Consider the following 1,471-nt stretch of genomic DNA (forward strand, 5'->3'; position numbering starts at 1 on the left):
ACTTTGTTACCCCAGAGCAAAGGCACTTAGGTCTGGATGAAGAAATATTATCGAAGAGGGATGAGCTTTATCGCAAGATGAAAAGAAAGAACCAAATAAGGTGGTCAAAAGCTACGCGGAACTGGGAGAAAGTGGGTGACGTTAAGTTGAACCCGGAGAAGGAAAAACAAGCAGCTTAAATGCTCAGGCGACAACTACCTTGAAAAACGCCGTTACAACAACATCTATATGGTATTTTGCTAGCTCCTTTAAAGTAAACGAATCGTTATTCTTTAATAACTTTTCTAATGTTTCATATTTTTGGAACCATTCCTCGTCACTTAACGGATAAAAAGTATTGATGTAATCAGAGCCCTCGTTGATAACAACTCTGACCTTCGTGTTTTCATAATCACAGAGCTCAGCATAATAATGACCACGACCCTCAAAACCTTGAACAAGCCCCTGTTTAACAAGTCTAATCGTATTTTTCTCAACTCCATTTTCAGCATTCATCACTCCATACCTGAGCGCTAAGGTACGGTTTGGGTGGCCTGTGCAGTTAAAAACAACTGGATGTTCAGAATACGGTTTATCACGAGCTATCTGATTTAGTTTTTCTTGGTTAATATGCCTTTCATATTCTAGCTTTTTCAAAACAAATTTTATTAGTGAGGCTAGCGATACTAAGGAAACGTACAAGACTATTAAACTCAATATACCTATTGCGAAGTTACTCAATATTGTTTTCCTTTATTCAAATTTTATACAGAACTTAAGCTACATATACTGCCGGTAGTCCACTGCTGATCGTAGATATTCAAAAAGGGATCCTAGGTTCGATTGATATAAAATTCTAAAGCTTTTTCTTCTACGAGATTTAAATGCACAAGTTTATTCGCTAGAACCTTCTCCCAACCTTTTTCATGATTTATATGATTCATAATGCGAGTGTTAGATTTAAACCAGCTGACGGACAGCCGATTCGACTCTAGCACGGATAAAAGTTCTACTTCGTCTCTTATTTCTCCAATTGTTGCCGCAAGTTCGATGTATGGTTCAGTCTTATTTGGCAAATAGAGAATAACAAACGAGCCAGCACGATTAACAAACAATACGAAATTATCTAAGGAAGCTGGATTTGAGCTTTTAATACTTAGACTACCGGCAGAACTAATCACTAGCGCTCTATAATAGTTTTGGGTAACAAGATAGGAATGTTTAAAGGATAATTGAATTTGGTTAGCAAACTTGAATTTCGTACTAAGCCAATGTTTAAAAGCTAACTTATCACTATCTTTAAAAGTGACTTGAGGAAATCCACAAGCGACAAACTGAGAAGTATCTTTCTTCGAAATAAAATTCTGCTGTTCTCTAAAAAGCAGCATATCCGTCATCTGAGCGAATCTAAGTTTTGCGTAGTACTTGTCAATAGCCTCCACATCGAAATGCGCTATCAACTTCTGTTTCAAACTGTGATCGGCTTTATGTG

The 1,471-nt window shown here is 37.0% G+C and carries 2 protein-coding genes; both read right to left on the reverse strand.

The window, feature by feature from the left end; genetic code table 11:
• Nucleotides 1-183: 183 nt before the first annotated feature.
• Nucleotides 184-720, reverse strand: coding sequence for a hypothetical protein (locus A3766_RS20405; RefSeq protein WP_068511991.1), 537 nt, complete (start codon nucleotides 718-720; stop codon nucleotides 184-186).
• A gap of 92 nt (nucleotides 721-812) precedes the next feature.
• Nucleotides 813-1,471: hypothetical protein (locus A3766_RS20410; protein WP_231882942.1), on the reverse strand; the 659-nt coding region annotated here is incomplete at its 5' end.

It is taken from the genome of Oleiphilus sp. HI0132 (assembly GCF_001635845.1).